This window comes from Rhodococcus opacus B4 (genome assembly GCF_000010805.1).
GTDB classification, from domain to species: Bacteria; Actinomycetota; Actinomycetes; order Mycobacteriales; family Mycobacteriaceae; genus Rhodococcus_F; species Rhodococcus_F opacus_C.
The window spans coordinates 475911-497976 of the sequence record NC_012522.1 but is presented as its reverse complement, the minus strand read 5'-3'; the positions used below and the strand labels follow the sequence as shown (position 1 = coordinate 497976).

Sequence of the window (22066 nt, the reverse complement as noted above, 5' to 3'; positions counted from 1 at the left end):
ATGCTACGAATGATCTCCGCTGAATCATTGGCCGCTGAGCTGCGCCGTTCGGGAGTGGGCGATGTTCTCTCCGACGGCACCACCCGCGCCGCCTATTCGTCCGACGCGTCCCTGTACCGGGTGCGGCCGTTGGTCGTGGCACGCCCGCGTCGTGCCGAGGAGGTCGCGGCCGCGCTCGCGGTGTGCCGCCGGGAGGGGGTGCCGCTGACCAGTCGCGGCGGCGGCACGTCCGTCGCGGGCAATGCCGTCGGAACGGGACTGATCCTGGACTTCAGTCGGCACATGAACCGGGTGCTCTCGATCGACCCGGACGCGCAGACCGCCACCGTCGAACCGGGCACGATCCAGACGGTGCTGCAGCAAGCCGTGGCACCGCACGGCCTGCGCTTCGGGCCCGATCCGTCGACGTTCACCCGCTGCACCATCGGCGGCATGATCGGCAACAATGCCTGCGGGTCCCGCACCCTCGGCTACGGCCGCACGTCGGACAACGTCACGGGCCTGCACGTGCTCACCGGAACCGGCGAATCGCTGCAATTGGGTTCGGCCGGCGAGGTGACGGCATCTCCGGCGCTGAGGGCATTGCAGCAGGTCACCCGCGGTGGTCTGGCGACCATCCGCACCGAGCTCGGCCAGTTCGGCCGTCAGGTGTCCGGTTACGCGCTCGAGCACCTCCTTCCGGAAAACAGGTTCGACGTCACCCGCATGCTCGTCGGCACCGAGGGCACCCTGGCCGTCGCCACCCAGGCCACCGTGCGGTTGGTCACCGAACCCGCGCACCGGGTGCTCGTCGTGCTCGGCTACCCGAACATCGCGGCGGCCGGCGACGCGACCACGTTGGTGCTGAAATTCGATCCGACGGCCTGCGAGGGCATCGATTCCCGAATCGTCGACGTGGTGCGGGAGCGCCGCGGCCCGGATGCGGTGCCGCCGCTGCCCGCGGGCGCGGCCTGGTTGTTCGTCGAGGTCGTCGGCGACGACCTCGACGACACGATCGCCGCGGCCCGGCAGGTCGGACGCGACTGCGGCGCCGTGGACAGTCTCGTGGTCACCGAAGCGGGTCGCGCCGCGCAGTTGTGGCGGATCCGGGCCGATGGCGCCGGCCTCGCCGGGCGCAGCCCCGCCGGACTGCCGGCACACGCCGGGTGGGAGGACGCGGCGGTGCCACCGGCGATGCTGGGAAACTACCTCCGCGACTTCGACGCGCTGATGGACGAGTACGGCGTCACCGGCCTGCCGTACGGGCATTTCGGTGACGGATGCCTGCACGTGCGCATCGACTGGCCGCTGGACAGGCCCGGCGGCAGCGGCATCTTCCGCGAGTTCTTGGTGGCGGCAAGCAGGTTGGTCGCCGGGTACGGCGGATCGCTGTCGGGGGAGCACGGCGACGGGCGCGCCCGCAGCGAACTCCTCCCACTCATGTACTCGCCGGAGGCCATGAAACTCTTCGCTGCCGTCAAGCACGTCTTCGACCCGGACAACGTCCTCAACCCCGGTGTCGTGGTCGATCCACGCCCGGTCGACGCGGACCTGCGGATACCCGCCGCCCCGCTCCTGCGCCGCAACCTGGCCCTGGCCTACCACCACGACGACGGTGACTTCACTCAGGCGGTGCACCGTTGCACCGGCGTCGGCAAGTGCCGGGCCGACAACACCGCCACCGGGGGCGTGATGTGCCCGTCGTATCAGGCGACCCGGGAGGAGAAGGACTCCACCCGCGGCCGGGCCAGGGTGCTGCAGGAGATGATCAACGGCACCGCCGTCGAGGGTGGGTGGCGCTCTCCGGAGGTCCACGACGCCCTCGACCTCTGCCTGTCCTGCAAGGGGTGCTCCTCGGACTGCCCGACCGGCGTCGACATGGCCGCGTTCAAATCCGAGGTGCTGCACCAGAGCTACAAGGGCCGCCTCCGCCCGGCCTCGCACTACTCGTTGGGCTGGCTCCCGCGGTGGGCGAAGATCGCCGGGCACGCGCCGGGTGTCGTCAATGCGGCGATGCGGATTCCCGGCATCGGTCCGCTCGCGTTGTCCGCGGCGGGTGTCGACCGGCGTCGCAGCATTCCGCCGTTCGCGAAGCAGACGTTCCGGTCCTGGTTTCAGGCCACCGAGCACGACCGTGCCACCACCGGCGATCCGGTGTTGCTGTTCGTGGACTCGTTCACCAATTACTTCACTCCCGAGGTCGGGCACGCGACCGTGCGGGTGCTCGAGGCAGCCGGGTACCGCCCGCAACTGACCGATAGGCAGCAGTGCTGCGGACTCACCTGGATCTCCACCGGGCAACTCACCGCGGCGAAGAAGATCCTCGGGCGCACCGTCGACGCGCTGTCCGAATCCGCTGCCGCCGGGATGCCGATCGTCGGGATGGAGCCCTCGTGCACCGGGGTGCTGCGGTCCGACGCAGCGGAACTGCTCGGCCGGGCGGCCGCCGAACCCGTCGCCGACGCCACCCGCACCCTCGCGGAACTGCTCACCGACCGCGGGTGGGAACCGCCGTCCCTCGACGGCACGTCCGTTGTCGCACAACCCCACTGCCACCACCATTCGGTGATGGGATGGAGCCCGGACGCGCAGTTGCTGGAGAAGGCCGGTGCCCAGGTGCAGCGGCTGGGTGGATGCTGCGGCCTCGCCGGCAACTTCGGCGTGGAGAAGGGCCACTACGAGGTGTCGGTAGCCGTCGCGGAACAGCAATTGCTGCCCGCGGTGGCGGCGGCGGATGCAGACACGACGATCCTCGCCGACGGATACTCCTGCCGCACGCAACTGTCGGACCTGACCGACCGCCGAGGCGACCACCTCGCGCAGCTTCTCGCCGCGCGGCTGGACGCGGACCGTACACGACGGGACTGAACCGGGGCGCGGGCACGAAGAGGGGCGGCGGCAGGAGGCGGTGTGTCTCGCATGCCGCCGCCCAGGGTGCTAGTTCGTGATCGGTGCGGAACAGCCACATCTGGAAGGCGAAGACGGTGTCGGGAACACCGTGCTTCCCCAGCTTTGCGATGCACTGTGGCGCATCGGCGGGCGCGCAGCGGCTCGAGCTGCACGTCGGTCGCACTCTGGGGCGCTTCATTTTCGAGCATCACGGTGCGCGGCAGGCCTCCGCCGCTGAGGGGGCCTGGCTACTTCCTCGAGGCGGCCTCACCGCGTCTCGGCCGTGTTCACCACGGCGCGCACGATCTCGGTGACGGCCCGCACGGTGGGCCGGGTCTCCGAGCGCGCGAGGCGGAGGAGCACGATCCGCCTGCCGATCTCCTGCTCGAGGTCGACCCGGACGATGGGTACCGAGCTGTTGAGCCTGATCATCATGTCCGTGACCGGAGCCGCGCCCAACCCCTTCGCGGCCAGCGCCAGGGAGACGGCGGTGTCGACGATCTCGTGCCGTGCGATCGGCTCGAAACCCTCCTGTCGGCAGGCGATTCGGATGGCGCGACCGAACTGTGTCTCCGCGGGCGGCAGGATCCAGTTCCACTCCGCGGCCTCGCACAGATCGATGGTGCACTCGGTGCGAATGCCGTATGACCCGGGCGAGACGGCGAGTCCGAATCGCTCGCTGCGGAGGGTGATCATCTCGATATCCGGAGTGCGGGGCATCGGCGAATTGGGATAGTCCAGCCCGAAGGCGACGTCGACCTGTCCGCGCTGGACGGCGGTGGCGGCCTCGTCGACGTCGAGTTCGCGGCTGCTGAGGGCGAGGTGCGGGTACTCGCGTTGCGCGGCGGCCACCACCGGCGGTAGCAACGCAGCGGCGGTACTGCCGAAGGTGCCGAGCAGCAGGGGTGCGGCCACGTCGTCGTGGACCGCGCGGAGCGCGTCGAGGGCGGTCTGTTCTGCGCTCAGGATCTTCACGGCGTGTTCGGCCAGGACGACGCCGGAATCGGTGAGTACGACGTTGCGACCCACCTTGGTGACGAGTTGCGAGCCGACGGCCTTCTCCAACGCTGCGATCTGCTGCGATACGGCGCCGGCGGTGTAGCCGAGTTCTTCGGCGACCGCGACCATCGTTCCTCGCCGCGCCAGTTCCCGGAGCGTGACGAGGTGACCCAAACTCATATTCATATAGAGATCCTAAACGGTTGCGGACAGTTTTCTTCGCTGGTGCTATTCAATCCGACAGGCCACGATGAACGGGCGGGAACGAAACGTCGAACGGACGCACCCGTCGAAACCCTCCGGAACACTACGACTTTCGCTCGCAACCGATCCCATCGACCCTGGAGCTGCACGCATGCCGATCACCCAGCAGTGGGAACTGCGCGCCGAGTTCGCTCGCCGACTCTCGCATCTGTACGGGAAGGAAGTTCCCGCCTACACCGCGTTGCTCGAGGTGTCGCGGGCCGTCAACGACACCGTGCTGTCGAATCTCGGTGCGGGCGCACAACGGCTGGGTTCGACCGCCCGGATCACCGCCGAACGTCACGGAGCCATCCGAGTGGGCACCCCCCAGGAGATGGCCCAGGTCGCCCGCGTGTTCGCGGCCATGGGCATGTACCCGGTCGGGTTCTACGACCTGCGCGAGGCCGCTGCCAGTTCGGTTCCGGTCGTCTCGACCGCCTTCCGGCCGACGGACCCGGACGAACTGGCCCGCAACCCCTTCCGGGTGTTCACCTCCATGCTGGTGCCCTCGGATCGCCGCTTCTTCAGCGCCGAGCTGCAGCAACGCCTCGAAAGCTTCCTCGCCCAGCGCAGGCTGTTCACCGCCGAACTGCTGGTCCTCGCCGACCGGGCCACCGAGTACCGGGGGCTCAATTCCGGTGACGCCGAGATGTTCCTGACGTTGGCCACTGCGGCATTCAAACTGTCCACCGAGGCTGTCGACCGCGCCTGGTACCGCGAACTCGAGCAGGTGTCCTCGGTGGCCGCCGATATCGGTGGAGTCACCAGCACACACATCAACCACCTCACCCCGCGCGTACTCGACATCGACGACCTCTACGCCCGCATGGAGCGTCGCCGGATCGACATGATCGACACGATCCAGGGTCCGCCGCGATGGGCCGGTCCGGATCTGTTGCTGCGGCAGACCTCGTTCCGGGCTCTCGCCGAACCACGGGTGTTCCGCGAGGCCGACGGCAGTGTCGAAAAGGGTTCACTGCGAGTGCGTTTCGGTGAGGTCGAGGCCCGCGGCATCGCCGCCACCGTCCGCGGCCGCGAGGTCTACGACCGCTTGACCGGCGAGATCGAGCAGGCCGTCAGGGAGGCGGCAGCGACCGCGCCGGTGTCGGCCGAGGTACGCAACGAGATCGCTGCGGCGCTGTGGAACCAACAGGTGCCCGCCACCGAACAGGGGCTCGCCCTGCACGATCTCGCCTACTTCACCTATCGGGTCGACACCGACAAGCAACGCAACGGCACGGTGCCCGGACGATCACTCCAGGATCTGATCGATCAGGGCTGGGTCCGCCCGGAGCCGATCGTCTACGAGGACTTCCTGCCGAAATCCGCGGCCGGGATCTTCCAGTCCAACCTGACCTCGGACGGCCACAAGGACACCACCCAGTCGATGACCGACATCGACGCCGCCTGGATGGAAGGAGTTCTCGGCCGCACACTGCACGACCCGTACGCGCTCTACGACGGGATCCGCCGCGTATCCCTCGATCACGTTGCCAGCCAATTGGGAATCCGCGGACCCATCGACGTACCTGCACCCATCGCTACCCGAGGAGTCAAGTAAATGAGCACCGCCGTCGCCGACACCATCGCCCTGCCCACCACCGACGAATTGCGTACTCTCGCACGCACCAGCCTGCAGCGATGTGGGGTCGACCCGGCCGTCCTCGACACCACCGGAGCGACGAACACCGTCACCGCCCGCACCCCGGTCACCGGCGAGGCCCTGTTCGACTACCCCGCCGCCGGAGCCGCCGACGTCGAAGCCGCGATCGACGCCGCGCACGACGCGTTCCTGCGGTGGCGCACCGTTCCCGGCCCGGTCCGCGGATTCCTGATCAAATGCCTCGGCGAACTGCTCACCGAACACAAGGACGACGTCGCCAACCTGATCAGCATCGAGGTCGGCAAGATCCGCTCGGAGGCCCTCGGCGAGGTTCAGGAAATGATCGACATCTGCGACTTCGCGGTCGGTCTGTCCCGGCAGCTGGACGGGCGCACCATGCCCTCGGAGCGTCCCGGCCACCGCCTGATGGAGACCTGGCACCCGCTCGGCGTCGTCGGTGTCGTCTCCGCATTCAACTTCCCGGCCGCGGTGTGGTCCTGGAACCTGGCCCTGGCCATCGTCTGCGGGGATGCGGTGATCTGGAAGCCGGCGCAGCTGACCACCCTCACCGCCGCCGCCTGCTCGGCACTGTTCGACCGTGCCGCAAGAGAATCGGGTGCCCCGGCCAACCTGAACGTCCTCGTCTCCGCGTCCGCCGCGGACACCCAGGCCCTGATCGACAGCCCGAAGGTGCCGTTGATCTCCGCCACCGGGTCCGAGCGGATGGGGGAGCAGATCGCACCGCGCGTCGCCGCCCGCTTCGGCCGTGCCATCCTCGAGCTCGGCGGCAACAACGCTGCGATCGTCACCCCGTCCGCGGACCTCGACCTCGCTACCCGCGGCATCGTCTTCGCCGCCGCCGGCACCGCCGGTCAGCGCTGCACCTCGATGCGCCGCATCATCGTGCACCGGGACATCGCCGACGAACTCGTCGGCCGCATCTGCGAGGTGTACCGACGCCTGCCGATCGGTGACCCGTTCGCCGACGGCACCCTCGTGGGCCCGCTGATCGACGGCAAGTCCCACGCCAACATGACCGAAGCCCTCGACAAGGCCGTCGCGCAAGGCGGGCAGATCCTCGCCGGCGGCGCCCGCCGGCCGAGCAGCGACAACTCGTACTACGTCGAACCGGCGATCGTGCGGATGCCCGCCCAGTCCGACATCGTCCGGGACGAAACCTTCGCCCCGATCCTCTACGTGCTGACCTACGACACGTTCGAGGAGGCGATCGCCCTGCACAACGACGTCCCGCAGGGCCTGTCGTCGTCGATCTTCACCACCGACCAGCGTGAGGCCGAGCGGTTCATCGCCGCTGACGGCTCGGACTGCGGCATCGTCAACGTCAACATCGGCACCTCCGGCGCCGAGATCGGCGGCGCATTCGGCGGCGAGAAGACCACCGGCGGCGGCCGCGAATCCGGCTCCGACGCCTGGCGCGCCTACATGCGCCGGGCCACCAACACCATCAACTACTCGCGCGAGCTGCCCCTGGCTCAGGGCGTCAACTTCGGCTGACACCCCCATCGAATCGCACGAGGAGCAACGACGATGTTCGAACTGATCGACGAATGGGGCCCGGAGAAGGTCGTGTGCGTCTCCGACTCCCGCACCGGCATGCGCGGCGTTCTCGTCATCGACAACACCGCCCGCGGAATGGGCAAGGGCGGCACCCGCATGTCCACCACCGTCAGCGTCGGCGAGGTCGCCCGGCTGGCCCGCAACATGACCTGGAAATGGGCCGGGGTCGACCTCTTCTACGGCGGCGCCAAGGCCGGGATCTGGGCCGACCCGACCGCCTCTTCCAAGGAAGCGGTGCTGCGTGCGTTCGTCCGGGCACTGCGCAACGAGGTCCCCGAGGAGTACGTCTTCGGGCTCGACGTCGGACTGACCGAGAAGGACGCCGCGATCATGCTCGACGAGGTCGGTGGGCGCGGCGGCGCCGTGGGCACCCCACACGCGCTCGGCGGCCTCCCATACGACCAGCTCGGGGTCACCGGCCACGGAGTCGCCGAATCCGCAGACGCCGCCGCGCAAACCCTCGGCCTGTCCACCGGGTCGCTCAGCGTATCGATCCAAGGCTTCGGAGCGGTCGGAGCGGCGAGCGCGAAACGTCTCGCCGAACTGGGCGCCACCGCCGTCGCCGTCTCCACATCGCGGGGTGGCATTCACAATCCGGACGGACTCGATGTCGCCGAGCTACTCACGCTCCGTGAGCAGTTCGGGGATGCCCTGGTCGACCACTACTCCGACGCCAAGCCACTCGCCGCCGGGGAAGAACTCTCGGTGACCGCGGACATCCTGATCCCCGCCGCGTTGCAGGATGTCATCGACACCGATCTCGCCCGGACCCTGCCCGCCAGGATCGTCGTCGAAGGCGCGAACCTGCCGAGCACCCCCGAAGCGCAGGCGGTGCTGTTCGACCGCGGCGTGACCGTGGTTCCGGACTTCATCGCCAACGCCGGTGGTGTGGTCGCCGCAGCCGTGGCGATGGATGCCCGCTTCTCCGGAATCCGTCCCGAACCGGCAGCTGTGTTCGACAACATTTCGAACACGCTGCGCGCCAGCACCATCGACACCCTCGAAGCGTCGAAGGCGCAAGGCCGGACCACCCACGAGGTGGCCCGCACTACCGCCCAGGAGCGCGTGCGCGAAGCCATGGTCTTGCGCGGACGCGCTCCCCGGAACGCCGCGTTCTGACCGGTCCGGGCACAACTTCACTACTCTCGAAGGAAAGAAGAGGGCGACATGAGCAAGGAACTTCCCGGGCAAGCGTCCGTCGTCGTGATCGGCGGCGGCGTCATCGGCGCCAGTATCGCGTTCCACCTCGCCGAATCCGGGGTCTCCGATGTCGTCCTGCTGGAAAAGGACGAGTTGGCCTGCGGTTCGACGTGCAAGGCCGCCGGCGGTGTTCGCGCCTCCTTCAGCAACGAGGCCAACATCGCGATCGGTCTGCGCGGCCTCGAGGTGTATTCGCGGTTCGCGCAGGAGTACCACCAAGAGATCGACTTCAGTCGCGACGGCTACCTCTATCTCCTCTCGGACCAGGAGAACGTCGACATCTTCACCGAAAGCGTTGCACTGCAGAACCGGCACGGCGTTCCGAGCCGCATGATTACCCCCGAGGAAGCGCAGAAGATCTCACCGCTCATCAATACCGACGGACTCCTCGCCGCCTCCTGGTCACCGCAAGACGGCAAGGCCACCCCGGAATCGGTGGTGATGGGGTACGCCGCGGCCGCCCGCCGCCACGGTGCCCGCATCGTCCGGCACTGCGCGGTCACCGACATCGAGAGCACGGGCGGCACCATTGCCGCCGTCGTCACCGAACGCGGACGTATCGCGACGGGCACCGTGGTCTGCGCCGCCGGAGCGTGGTCGGCGGAGATCGGCGCCATGGTCGGGGTGAACATCCCGGTCGTTCCCGTCCGCCGGCAGATCGCGTTCACCGAGCCGCTCTCCGAGCTACCCGAATCCTCACCGTCGCTGACCATCGACTTCCCGTCGAACTTCTACTTCCACCCGGAAGGCAAAGGCCTGCTCCTGGGCTGGTCCGACCCGAATGAGCCCGCGGGATTCAATCTCGAGTTCGAACTCGAGGACTGGCTGATGGGACTCGGCGCGATCGCCGAGACCCGGGTGCCGGCTGTTCTGGACTACGGCATCAGTACCGGGTGGGCCGGACTCTACGAGGTCACCCCCGACCGCAATCAGATCATCGACCGTTCCACCGAGGTCGACGGCCTGCTCATCGCGACCGGCTACTCCGGCCACGGCTTCCTGATGGGACCGGCGACCGGCGAGATCGTGCGCGATCTCTACCACGGCAGGGAGCCCGGCTACGACATCAGCTCGTTCGCCCTGGGCCGCTTTGCTCAGAGCAGTATCGGCGCGGGCGAGACGAACATCGTCTGACCGGATCCACCACCGGGACACGTGGTCGTACCCCTCGAGGAAGACTGGACCCGACCTGCCCGAGCACCCACCGACACCTGGAGCAATCGTGCCCACCCCCGATCCCGGACCGCCGGCCGAACCATCACCCGCCCGGGAATTCGCGGGCATCGAAGTGTTCGATGCCAGCGAGCACAACCTCGCCCATGTCGACGTGTTCATTCCCCGGGACTGCATCGTCGCCTTCACCGGTGTGTCGGGATCGGGCAAGTCGTCGTTGGCCTTCGGCACCATCTACGCCGAAGCGCAACGACGCTTCCTCGAGTCCGTCACCCCGTACGCACGGCGCCTGATGGATCAGGTCGGAGCGCCCCGGGTGGGGGACATCACCGGACTTCCACCGGCGGTCGCGTTGCAGCAGGCCCGCGGCCACACCTCCGCCAGATCGTCGGTCGGCACACTGACCCACATCTCCAACGTGCTGCGAATGCTGTTCTCCCGGGCCGGCACCTACCCGCCGGACGCCGCCGAACTCGACTCGAACGCCTTCTCTCCCAACACACCGGAAGGAGGATGCCCGACCTGCCACGGCCTCGGCCGCACCCACGACGTCGACGTCGACGCCCTGGTCCCGGACCCGAGCCGCAGTATCCGCGACGGTGCCGTCGCCGCGTGGCCCGGTGCCTGGCTGGGAAAGAACTACCGCGACATCCTCGACACCCTCGGGATCGATGTGGACCGCCCCTGGTCGGAACTCCCTGCACACCAACGTGAGTGGATCCTCACCACCGACGAGCAGCCCACGGTCACGGTGTCACCGATCCGCGACCCGGGCAAGATGGTGCGCGACTACCAGGGAACGTTCTCGAGCGCCCGCACCTACGTCCTGCACACCTTCGCGACGACGAAGAGCGCAACCCAGAGGGCGAAGGTCTCGAGGTATCTGCTCTCCCGCCCCTGCAGCGCCTGCGACGGCAAGCGGCTGCGACCGGAGGCGCTGGCCGTGCGGTTCGCCGGCCTCGACATCGCCGACGCGACCGCACTGCCGATGTCCGAGCTGGCCACGGCCCTCGACGCCGCCGTCGGATCCCGTGACGCCGCCGCAGACGACGCCACCGATCGAGCATCGGAGGCGTTGGTGGACAACCTACTCGGACGACTCCGGGGGTTGTCCGAGCTCGGGCTGGGATACCTGAGCCTCGGCCGATCGACCACCACCCTGTCCCCGGGAGAGCTCCAGCGCCTGCGCTTGGCCACCCAGCTGCAGTCGGGCCTGTTCGGCGTGCTGTACGTCCTCGACGAACCGTCCGCGGGCCTGCACCCCGCCGACACCGAGGCGCTGGTCGCCGCTGTGCGGCGGCTTCGCGCGGCAGGCAACTCCGTCTTCGTCATCGAACACAACCTCGACATCGTCCGGGCGGCGGACTGGATCGTCGACGTCGGTCCCGATGCGGGGGAGCACGGTGGGAGGGTGCTCTACAGCGGCACGGTGGACGGTCTCGCGGAGACTCCCGAATCCGTCACCCGCCGATACCTTTTCGAACCACGGGAGCATCGCCCGGAGCCTGCACAGCCGAGCAGGTGGATCGAACTCTCCGGCATCACGATGCACAATCTGCGGGATCTGACCGTGCGGATCCCGCTCGGTGTGCTCACCGCGGTCACCGGGGTGTCCGGATCGGGCAAATCCACGCTCGTCAGCCGTGTGCTCACCGATGTCGTCGCCCAGCACCTCGGCGTCGACGACGAGCCCGGCCCCGACACAGTGGGAGACGACGCCGACTCCACGGCCGTCCTCGCCGACGGCCGCGACACCACCGCGTCGACGGTGGTGTCGTCGCACGGGCTCGGTCACATCGACCGGCTGGTGCGGGTGGACCAGACTCCGATCGGGCGGACTCCACGCTCGAATCTTGCAACCTACACCGGACTCTTCGACGTGATCCGGAAACTCTTCGCTGCCCACCCGACCGCCCGCGAACGCGGGTACAGCCCCGGCCGATTCTCGTTCAACGTCACCGGTGGCCGATGCGACGAGTGCGAGGGCGCCGGTGCGATCACCATCGGCATGCTGTTTCTCCCCGAGGCCTCCGCACCGTGCCCGGTCTGCGCCGGCGCACGCTACAACACCGAGACTCTCGAGATCCTCGTCGACGGCCGGTCGATCGCCGACGTTCTCGCGATGACCGCCGACGAGGCCGGGGACTTCCTGAACCACGTCCCGGCCGCGAAGAAGAGCCTCGACATGCTGGTAGAGGTAGGTCTCGGATATCTGCGGCTCGGCCAATCCGCCACCACGCTGTCGGGTGGGGAAGCGCAACGCGTCAAGCTGGCCAGCGAATTGCAGCGCATCCGATCCGGGCACACGCTCTACGTGCTCGACGAACCCACCACCGGATTACACCCCGCCGACGTGGACCGACTCATGGTGGTGCTGCGCCGTCTCGTCGCGGCGAAGAATACCGTCGTCCTGGTCGAACACGACATGTCGGTGATCGCCGCGGCGGACTGGATGATCGATCTCGGGCCCGGCGGCGGAGACAACGGCGGCCGCGTCATCGCCTCGGGTCAGCCGGTGACCGTCGCCGCGACGGCCGATTCCGCCACCGCCGCACACCTCGGCCGGCATCTCGCCCCGGCCAACGGGTAGGCGCGGAGAGGGATTTGGCGGGCCGCATCCGATCGCGCTCGTTAGCGCCGTCCCCCCGTCGAACCGCCCTGTCGTGATCGTTTGCCGAAATGGTGTCCGAGCCGGTGCAATCTCGCCGCGAGATAACGCTACCGTGTGGTTCAGGTCACAAGTTGGCATCGTGATGTTAGTGGCGAATCGCGTCGTGTGCGGCGCCACCAGGGTAAATGCACTTAGAGCTGGACATGCGTCTAGATGACAGGTGCGGCTCGGTCCGCTACAACTGATCGTGCATCGACAGTGACGTGACTCACATTTTGCGTCCGGACGGGATCGTCGGCACACCGGCGGCAGATGCACGAGAACGAAGGAGTTACGCGGAATGATCGAGGACAGCACCGAACCATCCCTCACTCCAGTACCCAGCCCGACGCGCCTGATCCCGAGGAGGCGCCCCGATGGCCGAGAACTGCTCGGCACGGCCAAGGGCATTCTGATTGCAGGCCGCGGCTGCACCGACGCCCAGGCATTCGACGAACTTCTCGACGTCGCGCGCCGCCATCACCTGACCGTCCTCGGCGCTGCCCGGAGCCTGGTCGAGCTGGCGGCCGGTCCCTCACCCCGGCCGCGTCGGGCCGACACCGCCCGATTCGACGAGTGGGAGCAGTTGGTCGCCCAACTCCCTCCCCGCCGGCACGCTCAGGCAAGTTGACGCAACAGGGCGCCGTCGGCGGCATCCAGGCCGATCCCGACGACATCGCCGGAACGGAACCGGTCGGGCTACGCGAAACCGCGTCGTCGCTCACCGCAGACGCGATCGTGTGGCCGGACCCGAGCCCGCTGGATTCCTGGTGGAAGCGCGTGGTCATCGACCATGCGACCGCACTCGCCGAGGGTGAACCCTCCGCACGGCCCGAGTAGGCGTCCGGGTTTCGCCGATCTCCGTCGGTCATTGTCTCGCCCGCGTAGGGGGAGGAGTGTGGGAGATGGGGATTGGCCGTCGGCGCCACGCGGCGCCGCCCGAGGAGAAGGATGCCCATCGTGTATGCACGCTCTTCCACCTTTGATGCGCACCCGTCGTTCATCGACGAGGGGATCAAGCATGTCCGCGACACCGTGATGCCCGCGCTCGCCGACATAGCAGGATCCGCCGGTATGTCCCTGCTGGTCGATCGCGGCTCCGGCCGGTGCATCGCCACCAGCTCCTGGACGGACGACGAGGCGCTCCGCGCGAGCGAAGCACCGGTTCGGCAGCTGCGTGACCGCATGGCCGAGGTCTTCCACGCCACCGCCACCGTCGCACGGTGGGACATCGCGGCTCTGCACCGTGACCACCGGTCACATCACGGTGCCTGGGTGCGGGTCGCGTGGCTCGATGTCGAGCCGGGTCACCTGGACCGTGTGATCGACGTGTACAAGATGTCCTCGCTGCCCGCCATGCACGAGCTCGCAGGATTCTGCAGCGCGAGTCTGCTCGTCGACCCGGCCGCCGGTCGTGTGGTGTCGTCGATGACCTTCGACAGCGCCCCGGCGGAGGCCGGTGCCCGTGACGCGGTCGAGAGCATCGGCACGTCGGAAATCCGTGAGTCCGGCGCCCGGCTCCTCGAGGTCGGGGAGTTCGAATTGGCGATCGCACATCTGCACGTACCCGAGATGGCGTGATGTGAAGGCGCAGCCCGAAGGCGTCACTGATTCCCTTTATCCGTCGGGGTGCTGCCAGTTCGGAGCTTCGTGGTATCAAGCACCCTGCGCTCGTCCGCTCGGGCATGCAACGCACGATCGATTTCTACTCGGGCGTCCTGGGTCAAGCCCCTGATCAGGACCATCGAGCGGCCCGGGGATCTGGGCGGCCGGCTGCCGGTCGCCGCTCATGCCGGCGCTGGTTGCTGTGTTTGCGCACCGATTGGTCAGACGCGCACGCAAATTGTGTGTGCGTCCGACTAAAACCTGTGAGGATGCATAAGCATATGCAGCCTGCGGGATCACTTCGCTGTCGCTGTGTGGTCGTCAGAAGACGAACTGCTGGCCGCCGTCGATGTCGTACGTCGCGCCGGTGAGGGCCGTGTTGCACATGATGTGAACGGCGAGTGCTGCGACGTCGGCAGCGCCGACGACCCGGCCGATCGGTAGCTTCGTCCGCAACTCGTTCCGCCGTTCGTCGAGCCGATCGCCGAGCAACGATGCGGATAGCGGGGTATCGACGAAGCCTGCGGCGATGAGGTTGACGCGAACCGGTGCGAGTTCGAGAGCGAGGGCGGCCGTGAACGGGGGTAGTGCGGCCGTGGCGGCGGAGGCGATTCCCAGACCGTGACCGATGCGTCTGCCGCCGGTGCCGCCCATGAACAGCAGCGTGCCCCCGGGCCGCGTCTTGTTCGCTGCACTGCGCGCGACCTCGAGCCCCAGCACCATGTGGTCGCTGAGTTCTCGGCGCACCTGATCCGCGTCCATCTCGAGCAGGGGAGCGTAACGCGGGCCGCCCGCCGTCACCAGCACATGGTCGATCGGCGTCGGCAAGCCCTCGAAGAACGTCCGCAACGCGGCCGGGTCGTTGGCGTCGAACGCCGCGGTGTGCCGCGCGCCTACATCGGCCGCTGCGCTCTCCAGCTTGTCGGGGTTGCGCCCGGTGAGGATTACTTCGGCACCCTCCGTCCGGGCGCGCCGCGCTGTTTCGAGCCCGATGCCTGCGCTGCCGCCGATGAGGACGACGGTCTGTCCGGCCAGTTCCGGTTCGCGCTGGATGGAGACTGGTGTGGTTCCTCTGGTCACGATCTCTCCGATCGGTAGCGTCGGCCGCCGATCACCGGGATTCGTGCGCGTGTAGCACTCACGCCGACCGACGATGTCGACGTGGTCGGGGAGAACACGTCGCAGTCACGGTCGAATCTGTGTCGCGAGGTGAGGGTGGTGGCGTCCCTGCAAACTGTCCATTCGCTGCGACGGACGACGGTGGTGCCCGGAAGGCTGCCCCCGGAGTCCTTCCCACTCGGGAAACGTGACCGGCCTGCGACTCGTGAGGTGACCGGTGTTGCTGGTGAGATCGATCAGGCATCGGGCAGCGCCCTGTACGGAGAGGTGGTGTCGGCGCGCCACGTCGAGTAGTTCGTCGAAGGCCTGGGCATCGCTGTACCCGCGTCTGGTGATCAGGACCGCCTTCGCGGTGGTCACGAGTTCACGGTCCGACGGCCCTCGTCGCCGGTCGAGGAAGCTCCGGGTGGACCGCACGGGGTTCGAGATCTCTGAATTCAACATCTGGCATCACCTCGATATGACATTCCCCGGGCCGCGGATTCGTAAACGGATGGATGACGAGTGCCACCGAGGTAAGTGGTGGCGGATTTGCCGTAGCGCGCCATCCGGAAACGCCGGCCGATCCCGTCAGGCCGATGCTGCTACGGGACCGGGAAGGTGCCGAGCCCCGGGTTGACCAGGATCTTGTAACCGTCGACAGGGGGTGTTCGCCGACGTCGGCGACCGCGGCGACCGTCCCGCTGCCGGTGACGACCGCCGCGGGGGCGTATCGGCACCTATCCTCCGGTGCCGTGGGCTGACTGTGGTCGGGCTTTACGAATCCGAGCGCGGTCCTGCCGGCGACGCCGGTGGTCAGGTTCCACCAGTTCACCGACACGGCGACGCAGTAGCTCGAGTTCGTCGCTGAACGCTCCGCCGCGAAGGTCACCACGCCGGATGCACCCGTCGTTGCCGACGGAGTCACAGTCGACAGCGGCGGCGGGTACTCACAGGCCAACGTGGTCAACAACAGGCATCCTGCGAAGAACCGGACCGGGACCTGGAACGCTGTGGTCGTCCCTCCCGGGTCGGGCGGCAGGTTCGCTGTCGCGGTGGCGGACGAGCAGAGCGGGATCGCGATGGCCGCCACGGATGCCGCCGCCCAGGCCACGATCGAATGACGAATTGTTGCACGACGCATGGCATTAGCCTCTCGCGTTGAATGTCTCCCGATCCGGTGCAGGGCCACGCTACTCGCCTGTTGGCAGTGCGGACCAGGCAATCGCGAGCGGGACTGACGCCCGGTACTGCTATGCGGCGCCCGGCAATCGCTTGCATGGACCACTCTCAAGCTGTCGCGGGACGACGTTTCCGGGGAGGTCGCCAGATGGGTTTTGCCGACGCCACTGCCGCAGGAACCGACTGGTCTGCCTCCGGCGGACCGCAGTGCAGGCCTCGGTGACAATCGATATGCGACGGTGTACTATAACGACAATCGTTTTCAATAGGAGGTGTCTTGAAAGTTCGTGCATCGCTCAAGTCTTTGAAGAATCAACCCGGCTCTCAGGTCGTACGCCGACGCGGACGGGTGTACGTGATCAATAAGCAGAACCCGCGCTTCAAAGCTCGCCAGGGCTGACACGACGGCCCCGCAGCCCGATCGGCGTCGCGGCGAGCCTTCGCCCTCGAAAAGTACGGAATAGCAGGCACACTCCTCGCCTGGCCGTGGTCGCCGCCCCTGATTTCTACTCTTGGAAAGGATTTCGTCATGGCAGTACCGAAACGCCGTATGTCCCGCGCCAACACTCGCTCCCGACGCGCCCAGTGGAAAGCGCCCGTCCCGGCCCTTGTCACGGTGACCGTTGGCGGCATCACCCACCGAGTTCCGCGGCGACTGGTGAAGGCGGTGCAGTCGGGTCTGATCGACTCTCGCGACCTCTGAACGAGAACAAGGACCCGGCCTCGCTGCGGTGAGCCCTCCGGAATGACACTGCGCGCTATCGTCGTCGGGCTCACGCTTGGGCGGAATGTTCCAGGTGCGATCGAAGGACGGAGGCCCCGTCAACTCGTCTCGAGGAGACGTCGTCGACGGGGCCATCCACCACGTCCGGTGTTCTACCCCTCTTCTCGAACACCGCATGTCACCGCAGTCTCTCCCAAGACCGCGGCACAGTGAACGTACTTGTTGTCCGGGCGCGGCGCACCAAATCAATTCTTTGCGAATATAACTCGGCTTTCGCGCTCCCGAAGCTCAGCGGTCCAGACGTGCCAGTCGTTCACCCGGCGTCGTTGCTCCCCAGACTCCGTGCTGTTGGCCGGTGTCGAGGGCATACGCGAGGCATTCCTCCACCACCGCGCAGCCGCGGCAGAACTCCTTGGCGAGATCTTCCCGCTCGAAGCGCGCGTTCCTGCGTTCGGCGTCGGCCGGGAAGAAGATCTCCACGTCTTCTTCATGGCACCGCGCAGACAATCGCCACTGCCACAGCTCTGTGTCGTGACGCTGCAACGTCGTCACCGGTGTCGACATCGTTCGACTACCCCCTTCGGTCTCGGATCGTCTCGTAGTACAGCCGATCGGCTGACGCCGGAGAAGAATTCGAATCGCGAAGATGCGAAGATCCGATCGGCGTGACTCGAATCCTGTTGTTTCGGGACTGCCCGTGCCATCGGCAACGCAATCGTCGGCCTGCGCTCGGTCCCCGATTCGGTCATCGAATCCGCACGCGGGACCGGGATCTCCCGTCGACGCATTCTGTTCTCGGTGCCGCTGCCCATGGCCTGGCCGCTCACCGGCATACGGCGCCCGACGTGCCTGGCCGCGGCGGGCGCGAACGTCACCGACCTCACAGCTCGCCGGGATCCGCGTCCTCACGGCAGGCGCAACTCAACGGGGACGCGACTTCTTGCTCGAATCGTTGCCGCCCGCCAACTTCAACGGCATTTACGCCTCCGCGGCATCGGCACTGACCGCCGAGCTGGTTGAAGAGCGAGTCGCTCGTGGAGTGTCAGGGTGCCCACACAACACACCTAGGGTGTGTTTTCGCGCACGGCGTTCCAAGGGACTGTAGTGGCACCGGCTTGTCCGGCGCCCCTGTACAGAGGACCGAGCGTCCCGCCGTGAGCCCAGCGGCGCAAACACCCTGATTGGTGATTTGATGGAACACGCCGCACGAGCGACCTACCGTGAGCATCGATCGGATCCGTTTCCGCTGTCTGCGGCACAACACGGGCTGTGGTTCGCACAGCAACTCGCCCCGGACGTGCCGATCTGCATCGCGCAGTACGTCGACATTCGTGGGCCGCTGGACGTCGAATTGTTCCGGGAGGTCGCGCTCGTGGCCGGCCACGAATACGAGTCGGTGTTCCTGCGGCTGATCGACGTCGACGGGGAACCACACCAGGTGATCGATCCGCCCGCCGACGCGGCCATGGGCGTCGTCGACTTTCGCGGCGCATCCGACCCGATGGCGGCAGCAGAGACGTGGATGCACGACAACTACACGGCGCGAGTAGATTTCGAACACGACCACCTGTGCGAGTCGTCCCTGCTGTGCGTCGGTGACGAGCGGCACCTGTGGTACAGCCGGATCCACCACGTCGCCCTCGACGGATACGCGGCGATGACACTGGTCAACCGCGTCGCCGCCCTGTACACCGCCGCGGTCGAAGACCGTGCTCTCGAACCGAACCGTGCCGCGGACCTGCACACCCTGCACCGACTCGAAGAGGACTACCGGGCATCCCACCGGTTCACGTCCGACCGCGACTACTGGGCCGAACGACTCCACAGGCGCACGAACGGGGCCTCCCTGACCGATGTGGAGGCGCCCCCCGCCGCCCACAGCCTCACCGTGCGCGCGGCGTTGTCTCCCGATACCGTCGCTCGGCTCGAGGACACCGGCGGCCGGCCGGGCGCGACGGCGGCCGCCGCTCTGATCGCCGCCTTCGCCTGCCATCTCTCACGGCGGACGGGACAGGAAGAAGTCCTCGTGGACATTCCCCTATCTGCCCGCACCACCGCAGTACTGCGACGGTCCAGCGGCATGCTCGCCAACGTCGCCCCCCTGCTGGTGCAGGTCCGATCGGGCGACACGGTCGGCGACCTCGTGGCCCGGGTGCAGCACGAACTGATGGGAGCGATGCGGCACCAGCGCGGCAATGTGGAGGACATCCTGCGTGACCTGGGTGTGTCCGCCGAATCCCGCAGGATCTCGGGACCGATGGTCAACGTGATGCTGTTCGATCAGGACCTCACGTTCGGGTCGCTGACCGGAGACTTCCGGATCCTCACCACCGGCCCCGTCCCGGACCTGTCCGTCAACGTGTACCGCAGCGGCACCCCGGCATCGACGATCGTCGAGTTCGAGGCCAACCCGTACCGCTACCGCGAGGACGAACTGCGGTCGCATCACGCCGCAGTCGTCGGGTTGATCGACGACGTGCTCGCCGCAGACCCCGACACTCCACTCGCCGCGATCGGTGTGGCGGATGTGGGTCGGTTGACGCCGGTGGTGGGTGGGTTGTCGGTGTCGGAGGTGTCGTTGCCGGAGTTGTTGGCGGCGGCGGTGGCGGTGGATCCGGATGCGGTGGCGGTGGTGTGTGAGGGTCGGGGGTTGTCGTATCGGGAGTTGGATGAGGCGTCGAATCGGTTGGCGCGGGTGTTGCTCGGGTCGGGGGTGGGTTGTGAGTCGGTGGTGGCTGTGGCGGTGGGGCGGTCGGTGGAGTCGGTATTGTCGGTGTGGGCGGTGGCGAAGACGGGGGCGGCGTTCGTGCCGGTGGATCCGGGGTATCCGGTGGGTCGGATCGAGCACATGGTGGCTGATTCGGGTGTGGTTGTGGGGGTGACGTTGTCGGGTTCGGTGGCGGTGTTGCCGGGTGGGGTGCGGTGGGTGGTGCTCGATGATGTCGAGACTGTGGAGTGGTTGTCGTCGGTGTCGGCGGGGCCGGTGACGGATGGGGATCGGGGTGCGCCGGTGCGGGTGGGTCAGGCGGCGTATGTGATTTATACGTCGGGGTCGACGGGTCTGCCGAAGGGGGTGGTGGTGTCTCATCGGGGGTTGGCGAATGTGGTGGCGTCGCAGCGTGCGGGGTTCGGGGGTGGTGTGGGTGCGCGGGTGTTGCAGTGTGCGTCGCCGAGTTTCGATGCGTCGGTGTTCGAGTTGGTGTGGGCGGTGGGGTTGGGTGGCCGGTTGGTGGTGGTTCCGCCGACGGTGTATGGCGGGGAGGAGTTGGCGCGGATCCTGGTTTCTGAGGGTGTGACTCATGCGGTGTTGACGCCGACGGCGTTGTCGTCGTTGGATCCGTCGGGGTTGGAGGCGTTGGGGGCCTTGGTTGTTGCGGGTGAGGTGTGTCCGCCGGAGTTGGTTGCGCGGTGGGCGCCGGGTCGGAGCATGTTCAATGCGTATGGGCCGACGGAGTCGACGATCATGTCGAATGCCAGTGATGGGTTGGTGGTGGGGGAGTCGGTGACGATTGGTGGTCCGGTTCGCGGGTTCGGCGAGTTGGTGTTGGATGCGCGGTTGCGGCCGGTGCCGGTGGGGGCGGTGGGGGAGTTGTATTTGTCGGGTCCGGGGTTGGCGCGGGGGTATCGGAATCGGGTCGGGTTGACGTCGGCGCGGTTTGTTGCGGATCCGTTCGGTGTGCCGGGGCAGCGGATGTATCGGACGGGGGATGTGGTGCGGTGGCGGGAGGGTGCGGGTGGTGGGTTGGTGCTCGAGTATGTGGGGCGTGCGGATTTTCAGGTCAAGATCCGTGGTTTCCGCGTCGAACTCGGCGAAATCGAATCAGCCCTCCTCGGATACCCCGGCATCGACCACGCAGTCGTCCACACCAGCGGCGACCGGTTGGCCGGATACGTCGTTCCCGTCGCGGGCTCGGACCTCGACACGTCCGCGGTTCTGGCACACGCCCGCACGCGCCTCGCCCCGCACATGGTGCCCGCGACCGTGACGGTGCTCGACGCCGTGCCGGTGACTGCGAACGGGAAACTCGACCGCGCGGCCCTGCCGGAACCGGACTTCACCGCGGGGCGCGCGGAGTACCGGGCGCCGCGCAACGCGACCGAGGAGATGGTGGCCGCCGCGTTCGCCGGAGGGCTCGGACTGGATCGGGTCGGACTCGACGACAACTACTTCGCCCTCGGTGGCACGTCACTCACCGCGACGAGCGTGATCGCCCGTATCGCCGAGGACGCCGCGCGGGCCGTGCCGGTGCAGTGGATCTTCACCCATCCGACACCGGAAGCCCTGGCACACATGATCGCGACGGCGCCAGAAGATGCCAGGGCGGGGGACACCGCGGACCGGTCACTGGACGTGCTGCTGCCGCTGCGCACCACCGGAACGGGCAGCCCGGTGTTCTGCATCCATCCCGCGATCGGGTTGGCCTGGTGCTTCACCGGACTGGTGCAGTATCTCGGCGACCGTCCGGTCTACGGGCTGCAGTCCCCGGCGCTGACCGACCCGGACCTGCGGATCGACTCCCTGCAGGAACTCGCGGGCCGGTATGTCGACCGGATCCGTTCGGTGCAGCCCCACGGCCCGTACCACCTGGTGGGCTATTCGGTCGGCGGTCAGATCGCCCATGAGATGGCGGTGCAGCTCACGGGCGCCGGCGACGAGGTGGCCACCCTCACGATGCTCGACACCCATCTGGCGGGAGGTCTCGATCGCACAGCCGAGAAGCCCACCATGGCAGCACTTCTCGCGGAGTTCGGCGCGGTCGTCCCGCGTGACGGCGACGATGCGACGACCACCGAGCGTGCCGTGGAGGTGCTGCGCCGCACCGGCGGGCCGTTCGCGGCCGTGACCGCGGACGACCTCGACGCTGTGCACCGGGTGTTCACGCAGACGGTCGACCTCGCGCTCGCACACCGACCGTCGACACCGAGCGGCGTCGATCTGCTGTACTTCGGAGCGGCAGATTCCGTCGACGCTCCCACCGGTGTCTCCGCGTGGCGGCAGCACATCACCGGCGAGATCCTCGTGCACCACGTTCCCGCTGCACACCAGCAGATGACGAGTCCGGAAGCCCTTGCCGGCATCGGCCCCGTCCTCGCACACCACGTCCTGCTCGCCGACAAGCCGATGCGCGTCGTGTCGTCGTAG

Annotated in this window: 16 protein-coding genes and 1 pseudogene; 13 read left to right on the top strand and 4 right to left on the bottom strand. The window is 67.7% G+C overall.

Features of this window, described 5'->3' with window-relative positions; genetic code table 11:
- Positions 1-2847 carry an FAD-binding and (Fe-S)-binding domain-containing protein gene (locus ROP_RS02285; RefSeq protein WP_080512430.1) on the top strand — a complete coding sequence of 949 codons (2847 nt, stop codon included), beginning with the start codon at positions 1-3 and terminating at the stop codon, positions 2845-2847.
- Positions 2848-3135: 288 nt separating this feature from the next.
- Here ROP_RS02285 and ROP_RS02280 read toward each other — a convergent pair whose 3' ends face one another.
- A complete protein-coding gene (locus tag ROP_RS02280) occupies positions 3136-4053 on the bottom strand; it encodes a LysR family transcriptional regulator (RefSeq protein WP_012687739.1) in 918 nt (305 codons plus the stop codon).
- Between the two features lie 169 nt (positions 4054-4222).
- On the opposite strand from ROP_RS02280, the gene ROP_RS02275 reads away from it, so the two are divergent.
- From ROP_RS02275 to ROP_RS02240, 8 genes are all read left to right on the top strand, one after another.
- Positions 4223-5671, top strand: coding sequence for a 2-oxoadipate dioxygenase/decarboxylase (locus tag ROP_RS02275; protein WP_012687738.1), 1449 nt, complete (start codon positions 4223-4225; stop codon positions 5669-5671).
- Positions 5672-7228 (top strand): L-piperidine-6-carboxylate dehydrogenase, encoded by a 1557-nt coding sequence (locus tag ROP_RS02270; protein ID WP_012687737.1) that lies wholly within the window; start codon positions 5672-5674, stop codon positions 7226-7228.
- A gap of 33 nt (positions 7229-7261) precedes the next feature.
- Entirely contained in the window at positions 7262-8410 is a 1149-nt protein-coding gene (locus ROP_RS02265; protein ID WP_012687736.1) for a Glu/Leu/Phe/Val family dehydrogenase, read from the top strand.
- 48 nt (positions 8411-8458) lie between these two features.
- A complete protein-coding gene (locus ROP_RS02260; protein ID WP_012687735.1) occupies positions 8459-9625 on the top strand; it encodes an NAD(P)/FAD-dependent oxidoreductase in 1167 nt (388 codons plus the stop codon).
- 88 nt (positions 9626-9713) lie between these two features.
- Entirely contained in the window at positions 9714-12254 is a 2541-nt protein-coding gene (gene uvrA / locus ROP_RS02255; protein ID WP_012687734.1) for an excinuclease ABC subunit UvrA, read from the top strand.
- 361 nt (positions 12255-12615) lie between these two features.
- Entirely contained in the window at positions 12616-12945 is a 330-nt protein-coding gene (locus tag ROP_RS02250; protein ID WP_012687733.1) for an ANTAR domain-containing protein, read from the top strand.
- Positions 12942-13154: a hypothetical protein gene (locus ROP_RS02245; protein ID WP_012687732.1), complete on the top strand. Its 213-nt coding sequence runs from the start codon at positions 12942-12944 to the stop codon at positions 13152-13154. Before ROP_RS02250 ends, ROP_RS02245 begins: the two co-directional genes overlap by 4 nt.
- Positions 13155-13265: 111 nt before the next feature.
- Positions 13266-13895 carry a hypothetical protein gene (locus tag ROP_RS02240; protein WP_043824092.1) on the top strand — a complete coding sequence of 210 codons (630 nt, stop codon included), beginning with the start codon at positions 13266-13268 and terminating at the stop codon, positions 13893-13895.
- Between the two features lie 345 nt (positions 13896-14240).
- Here the strand turns inward: ROP_RS02240 and ROP_RS02235 are convergent, their stop codons facing one another.
- Both ROP_RS02235 and ROP_RS02230 read right to left on the bottom strand, forming a co-directional pair.
- On the bottom strand, positions 14241-14999 hold the full coding sequence (locus tag ROP_RS02235) for an SDR family oxidoreductase (protein ID WP_012687730.1): 759 nt from the start codon (positions 14997-14999) through the stop codon (positions 14241-14243).
- Between the two features lie 105 nt (positions 15000-15104).
- The gene (locus tag ROP_RS02230) at positions 15105-15482 is read right to left on the bottom strand and encodes an ANTAR domain-containing protein (protein ID WP_012687729.1); all 378 of its coding nucleotides are present in this window, start codon (positions 15480-15482) and stop codon (positions 15105-15107) included.
- Between the two features lie 994 nt (positions 15483-16476).
- Here ROP_RS02230 and ykgO point away from each other — a divergent pair.
- Positions 16477-16599: a type B 50S ribosomal protein L36 gene (gene ykgO, locus ROP_RS40935; RefSeq protein ID WP_012687727.1), complete on the top strand. Its 123-nt coding sequence runs from the start codon at positions 16477-16479 to the stop codon at positions 16597-16599.
- 129 nt (positions 16600-16728) lie between these two features.
- Positions 16729-16902: a 50S ribosomal protein L32 gene (gene rpmF / locus ROP_RS02225; RefSeq protein WP_012687726.1), complete on the top strand. Its 174-nt coding sequence runs from the start codon at positions 16729-16731 to the stop codon at positions 16900-16902.
- Positions 16903-17211: 309 nt separating this feature from the next.
- Here the strand turns inward: rpmF and ROP_RS02220 are convergent, their stop codons facing one another.
- Positions 17212-17487: a WhiB family transcriptional regulator gene (locus ROP_RS02220; protein ID WP_043824089.1), complete on the bottom strand. Its 276-nt coding sequence runs from the start codon at positions 17485-17487 to the stop codon at positions 17212-17214.
- 135 nt (positions 17488-17622) lie between these two features.
- Between ROP_RS02220 and ROP_RS43950 the strand changes: the two are divergent.
- Together ROP_RS43950 and ROP_RS02215 are read left to right on the top strand one after the other, a co-directional pair.
- Positions 17623-17769, top strand: a pseudogene (locus ROP_RS43950) (ABC transporter permease); the annotation flags it as partial.
- Positions 17770-18115: 346 nt separating this feature from the next.
- Complete coding sequence (locus ROP_RS02215) at positions 18116-22066, top strand: non-ribosomal peptide synthetase (protein WP_012687723.1); 3951 nt, start codon at positions 18116-18118, stop codon at positions 22064-22066.

Bases quoted from the DNA above. Each gene is read 5' to 3' on its own strand.
- ROP_RS02270 (WP_012687737.1), top strand. From the start codon at position 5,672: ATGAGCACCGCCGTCGCCGACACCATCGCCCTGCCCACCACCGACGAA.
- rpmF (WP_012687726.1), top strand. From the start codon at position 16,729: ATGGCAGTACCGAAACGCCGTATGTCCCGCGCCAACACTCGCTCCCGA.
- ROP_RS02265 (WP_012687736.1), top strand. From the start codon at position 7,262: ATGTTCGAACTGATCGACGAATGGGGCCCGGAGAAGGTCGTGTGCGTC.
- ROP_RS02230 (WP_012687729.1), bottom strand. From the start codon at position 15,482: ATGTTGAATTCAGAGATCTCGAACCCCGTGCGGTCCACCCGGAGCTTC.
- ROP_RS02260 (WP_012687735.1), top strand. From the start codon at position 8,459: ATGAGCAAGGAACTTCCCGGGCAAGCGTCCGTCGTCGTGATCGGCGGC.
- ROP_RS02250 (WP_012687733.1), top strand. From the start codon at position 12,616: ATGATCGAGGACAGCACCGAACCATCCCTCACTCCAGTACCCAGCCCG.
- ROP_RS02275 (WP_012687738.1), top strand. From the start codon at position 4,223: ATGCCGATCACCCAGCAGTGGGAACTGCGCGCCGAGTTCGCTCGCCGA.
- ROP_RS02285 (WP_080512430.1), top strand. From the start codon at position 1: ATGCTACGAATGATCTCCGCTGAATCATTGGCCGCTGAGCTGCGCCGT.
- ROP_RS02280 (WP_012687739.1), bottom strand. From the start codon at position 4,053: ATGAATATGAGTTTGGGTCACCTCGTCACGCTCCGGGAACTGGCGCGG.
- ROP_RS02215 (WP_012687723.1), top strand. From the start codon at position 18,116: ATGGAACACGCCGCACGAGCGACCTACCGTGAGCATCGATCGGATCCG.
- ROP_RS02220 (WP_043824089.1), bottom strand. From the start codon at position 17,487: ATGTCGACACCGGTGACGACGTTGCAGCGTCACGACACAGAGCTGTGG.
- ROP_RS02240 (WP_043824092.1), top strand. From the start codon at position 13,266: ATGCCCATCGTGTATGCACGCTCTTCCACCTTTGATGCGCACCCGTCG.